We start from the raw sequence: 4,903 nt of genomic DNA on the forward strand, positions 1-4,903 counted from the left end.
TCGGCGCGGCGAAGTCGAGCCCGGTGTGCTGGCCGGAGGACCACATGGAGCCGGAGGCCCCGTACCGGGAGGTGATCGTGTACGAGGAGGTGGGCAGCGAGTAGGAGCCGGTGGCGGCGGGGGCCTCCGGCGGCTCGGGCGGCGCGGCGGCCTGCGCCGCCGCCTGCGGGCCGTGCCCGTCTGGTGGCCGCTGCCCGCCTGCGCCGTGCTCGGCCTGGCCGCCGGAGGCGCGTACGGGGTGCTCAAGGCCCCCGAGTACGCCGCGACCAGCTACGTCGTGGCCGTGCCCGACGAGACCACCGAGCCCGCCACCGCCCTCGGCTTCGCCCAGGCCTACGCCCGCATCGCCACCAGCAGTTCGACCCTCGCCTACGCCCAGCCGCGGGCGGGCCTGACGGCCGACCGGCTGCGTACCCAGGTACGGGCCGAGACCTCCCCGGAGTCGCCGATGATCTCCATCACCGGCACCTCCACGAGCCCCTCCCAGGCCGCCGACATCGCCAACGCTGTCGCCGACGCACTCTCCCTGAGCAGCAATCAGGCCGCGAAGAACACCGGTGTGCAGCTGCTGCTGTTCAACCAGGCCGTCGCACCCACCGACCCCGCCTCCCCCTCCGCCGCGATCAGCGGAGCCGTCGGGATGTGCGCCGGCGGCCTCCTCGGCGGCCTGTGGCTGCTGGCCCGGCCCGCCCGCGGCCGACGCGCCGAGGACCCCGCCCGCGCGGAGGCGGAGCCGGCCGCGCCGGAGCCGGTCGAGTACGCCTCGCTGCCCGCCCAGGGTGACCACGGCGACGCCGCGGTCGGCGCGGTCGGCTCCGTGAAGGAGAAGGAGTCCGTGCGATGAGCACAGGCGCGAGCTCCGCCGGAATTCTGACGGTGACGCTGTGCCGCGACCCCCGCCAGTTCGCCCTGCTGGAGGAGGCGTGGAACCGGCTCGTACGCGCCTGTCCCACCGCCACCCCCTTCCAGAGCCACGCCTGGCTGCACTCCTGGTGGCTCTCGTACGGCCGGGAGGGCCGGCTGCGGATCGTCCTGGTGCGACGCGGCGGCGAACTGGTCGGCGCGGCCCCGCTGATGCTGGTGCACCGGCCGCTGCCGCTGCTGGTGCCGCTCGGCGGCGGCATCACCGACTACTTCGACGTCCTCGTGGACCGCGACCACGCCGGCCCGGTCCTCACGGCGCTCGCCCGGGGCCTGCACCGGGCCGCCCGCGGCGCGGTCGTGGACCTGCGCGAGGTGCGCCCCGGCGCGGCCGCCGAGCGGCTCTACCAGGAGTGGTCCGGGGCCAAGCGCACGCTCGCCGACTCCACCTGCATGGAGCTGCCCACGCTGCCGTTCGACGAGCTGGTCCGGCGGATGCCGACGGGTGGAGCCCAGCGGGTACGGGCCAAGCTGCGCAAGACCGACGCGGCGGGGATCGAGGAGCACGAGGTCACCGAGCACGAGGTGCCGCGCGCCGTACGGACCCTGCTGCGGCTGCACGAGAAGCAGTGGCGCGGCCGCGGGGTGACCCCGGAACACCTCAAGCCGCGGTTCGCCGAGCACCTGACCCGGGCGACCCGGCGGATGGTGCGCAACGGGGACGGCCGGCTGACGGAGTTCCGGCTGGACGGGAAGGTGGTCGCGGCCAACGTCACCCTGCTGTCGGCCGGGCTGAGCGGCGGCTACCTGTACGGGGCCGACCCGGAGCTGCGGGAGCGGAAGGTGGACGTGGCGACGCTGCTGCTGCGCTACGAGGCCGGGCGGGCGCTGGCCGACGGGCGGCCGGTGGTGAGCTTCCTGCGCGGCAGCGAGCCGTACAAGAACCACTGGCGGCCCGAGACGGTGGTCAACCAGCGCTTCCTGCTGGCCACGGCCTCGCTCGCGCCCCTGCTGCGACTGCACGAGTCGCAGGTGACGGGGCGCGAGCGGGCGGTGAGCGCGCTGCGGGAGGCGCTGCCGGCGGCCAGGGACTGGCGCGCCAGGCTCAACGAGCTGCGGGTGCGATGACCCGGCTAGAACGGCCAGCCGTCGTCCTCGTCCTTGCCCCAGTCGAAGGTGAAGCAGAACGACTGCTGCCCGAGCAACTGGGAGAGCCAGTCGCCGAAGGTGAGCGGCAGGCACCACCGGGTGCTGTTCGGCCGGCCGGGGACGGGCGACGGGGTCGGGGTCGGGCTCGGCGTCGGCACCAGCGGGGTGGGTGCCGGCGTCGGCCCGGCCGGGCTCGGGGTCGGGGTGGGGGTGGGCACGTCGGGCTTCGGCGTCGGGGTCGGGGTCGGGGTTGGGGTCGGTGTGGGGACCTCGGGCTTCGGCTCCGGTGTCGGCGTCGGGCTCGGCGCGTCGGGGTCGGGTACGACGGACGGGCTCGGCGTGGGTACCTCGGGCGTGGGTGGCAGCGGGCTCGGGGTCGGGACCTGCGGTGTGGGGACGTCGGGCGTGGGGATGTCGGGCGTGGGGATCTGCGGGGTCGGGACGACGGGCGTCGGGACCAGGGGCGACGGGACCACGGGCGTCGGCACGACCGGGGTCGGGACGACCGGTGTCGGGGTGACCGGGCTGGGCGTCGGGCTCGGGCTCGGGGTCGGTGTCGGCTCCGGCGGGCGTCGCAGCGTGTCCCGGAAGACCTTCGACGCCTGCGGGTTCTGCTTGCACTGCCACACGCCGTGCGGGCAGTAGTCCGTGATGGTGTGGTAGGCGGGCTTGTGCCGGTCGATCCACGCCAGCATGCGGCGCACGTACGTGGCGTTGTCCCCGTGCCGGTACAGCCCCCACTCCGGGTACGAGATCGCTTTGCCGTGAGCCTTCGCGAAGTCGACCTGGTGCTGGAGCCCGTACGGCTGGCTCACGTGGTCGTCGAACGTCCAGCCGGGCGCCTGGTCGTAGGAGTCCATGCCGATGATGTCCACGACGTCGTCGCCGGGGTAGCACCGGGTCCAGGGGATGGCGTCGGTGCCGCGGTTCGGCGCGAAGTCGAAGCGGAACTCCTGCCCCTCCACCGACCGCATGGCCTTGACGATGCGCCGCCAGTACGCCTTCCAGTTCTCCGGGTCCGGCACGCAGCGGTGGGTGTAGGTGACGCCGTTCATCTCCCAGCCCAGCACGATCACCGTGTCCTCGATCCCGAGGTCCACGAGCCGCTCGGCGAGCTTCACGAAGTGGTGGTCGTACCGGCCCGCGGCGCCGGCCTGGATCATCCGGGCCACCTGCCAGTCGGGGACGCGGCCCTCGTTGCGCTCCTGCATGGGCACGTTGAGCACGAAGATCCGGTCGTCGTCGGCCTGGCGCCATTCGGCCCAGTCCTCCAGGAAGTCCGGGGCGCCCTCGATGTTCGACCAGACGTCCCCGGGCAGATACGTGTGCCCGACCCGGATCTGCCGGCCGCCCAGCCAGCGCGACAGTTCGCCGATCCGGGCCACGCCCCTGGGTCCGTAGTCGAGGTAGGCGCCCATCGCGACGTCGGAGCCGTGGGACGACGACCCGTCTTCCGGTGCCGCGAGCGAGGCGCCGGTGGCGAGCAGCCCGGCCGTGACCGTGCCGATGCAGGTGCTCGTCAGTCTGCGGCGTGGTCCGGTCATGGCGTCTCCTCCTGGGCTTCCCGAACGGGTGGGCCTTTGACAGACGTTAGGCATCAGATCTGACGAACGGCTTGTCCGATGGCCTCCGCCTAGGCCATTCGCAGCTGCACACTTCCCCCGCTTGGTCCGACTAGGTGAAAGACACCTCTGCCATGCACGCGTACCTCAACCACGCGCCCGCGGTCCTGCTCAGGCTGGACCGGAACCCGTTCCACCACGGAACCCTCGGCGCCGTCAGATCCCTTGGCCGCAGGGGCGTGGAGGTGCACGCCGTCGTCGGGGACGGGGGCGGTCCCATGGCGCGTTCGCGGTACCTGCGCGCGGTGCACGACGGCCCGCGGGGCGGCGTGGACCCGGAGCGGCCCGAGGCGTTGCTGGAGTGCCTGACCGGGGTGGCCGAGCGGATCGGCCGGCCGGCGGTGCTGATCGCGATGGACGACCTGAGCGCCATCACGGTCGCGCGGATCGCCCCGATGCTCCAGGGGCGGTTCCGGATCCCCCGTCAGCCCGACCGGCTGCCTGAGCGGGTGGCCGACAAGGCGGAGCTGGCCCGGCTGTGCGCGCGGTGGGACGTCCCGCACCCGGAGACGGTGGTGCCGGAAAGCGGCGTGGAGGCGGCCGACGCCGTGTGGCGGCTGGGGCTGCCGGCGGTGGCCAAGTGGAGCCGGCCGTGGCTGCTGCCGGCCGGCCGCGGGCTGCGCAGCACCACGCTGGTGCACTCGGCGGCCCAGGCGCGCGGGCTGTACGAGCGGTCCGCGGAGGCGGGCAGCCGGCTGCTGCTCCAGCGGTTCCTGCCGGCCGGGGCGGACACCGACTGGTTCTTCCACGGCTGCTTCACCGGGGGCGGGCGCCCGCTGCTGGCCGGGTCCGGCCGCAAGGAGCTGTCCTGGCCGGTGCGTACGGGCCTCACGGCGCGCGGCCGCTGGCTGCCGGACCCGGCGGTGGAGGCGGCGGGGCTGCGGCTGGCCGAACGGCTGGGCTACGAGGGGATCCTGGACCTCGACTTCCGCCGCGACGAGCACGGCTGCTTCCGGCTGGTCGACTTCAACCCCCGGCCCGGGGCGCAGTTCCGGCTGTTCACCGACGAGGCCGGGCTGGACGTCGTACAGGCCCTGTACCTGGATCTGACGGGCCGGCAGGTGCCGGCGGCGACGGGCGGCCCGGGCCGGGTGTTCGTCGCGGAGAACTACGCCCTGCTCGCCACGCTGCGCGGGCTCTTGCCGCCGCTGCCTCCGCGGCGGGGCGGGGCCGTGGCACCGGGGCGGGCCGGGGGCTGTCTCTTTTACACATCCCGAGCCCACGAGACCGAGGGTGGGATCGGTTTGCGTCTTTTGCTTTGAAAAAAAAAA

The 4,903-nt window shown here is 74.0% G+C and carries 4 protein-coding genes; 3 read left to right on the forward strand and 1 reads right to left on the reverse strand.

What is annotated here, in order from left to right:
- Positions 1-172 precede the first annotated feature (172 nt).
- Both GPJ59_RS33445 and GPJ59_RS33450 read left to right on the forward strand, forming a co-directional pair.
- Positions 173-844: a lipopolysaccharide biosynthesis protein gene (locus GPJ59_RS33445; protein ID WP_308120627.1), complete on the forward strand. Its 672-nt coding sequence runs from the start codon at positions 173-175 to the stop codon at positions 842-844.
- Positions 841-1,989, forward strand: a complete 1,149-nt coding sequence (locus tag GPJ59_RS33450) for a GNAT family N-acetyltransferase (RefSeq protein ID WP_219671670.1) — start codon at positions 841-843, stop codon at positions 1,987-1,989. The genes GPJ59_RS33445 and GPJ59_RS33450 overlap by 4 nt, the downstream gene beginning before the upstream one ends.
- 5 nt (positions 1,990-1,994) lie before the next feature.
- On the opposite strand, the gene GPJ59_RS33455 is transcribed toward GPJ59_RS33450, so the two are convergent.
- Entirely contained in the window at positions 1,995-3,554 is a 1,560-nt protein-coding gene (locus GPJ59_RS33455) for a glycoside hydrolase family 26 protein (RefSeq protein WP_219671671.1), read from the reverse strand.
- 152 nt (positions 3,555-3,706) lie between these two features.
- On the opposite strand from GPJ59_RS33455, the gene GPJ59_RS33460 reads away from it, so the two are divergent.
- The gene (locus GPJ59_RS33460; protein WP_219671672.1) at positions 3,707-4,894 is read left to right on the forward strand and encodes a carboxylate--amine ligase; all 1,188 of its coding nucleotides are present in this window, start codon (positions 3,707-3,709) and stop codon (positions 4,892-4,894) included.
- Positions 4,895-4,903 lie beyond the last annotated feature (9 nt).

This window comes from Streptomyces bambusae (assembly GCF_019400985.1).
Classification (GTDB): domain Bacteria; phylum Actinomycetota; class Actinomycetes; order Streptomycetales; family Streptomycetaceae; genus Streptomyces; species Streptomyces bambusae_A.

What these genes read in the sequence shown, in the direction of transcription:
- GPJ59_RS33455 (WP_219671671.1), bottom strand. Translation starts at nt 3,554, where the DNA reads ATGACCGGACCACGCCGCAGACTGACGAGCACCTGCATCGGCACGGTC.
- GPJ59_RS33460 (WP_219671672.1), top strand. Translation starts at nt 3,707, where the DNA reads ATGCACGCGTACCTCAACCACGCGCCCGCGGTCCTGCTCAGGCTGGAC.
- GPJ59_RS33450 (WP_219671670.1), top strand. Translation starts at nt 841, where the DNA reads ATGAGCACAGGCGCGAGCTCCGCCGGAATTCTGACGGTGACGCTGTGC.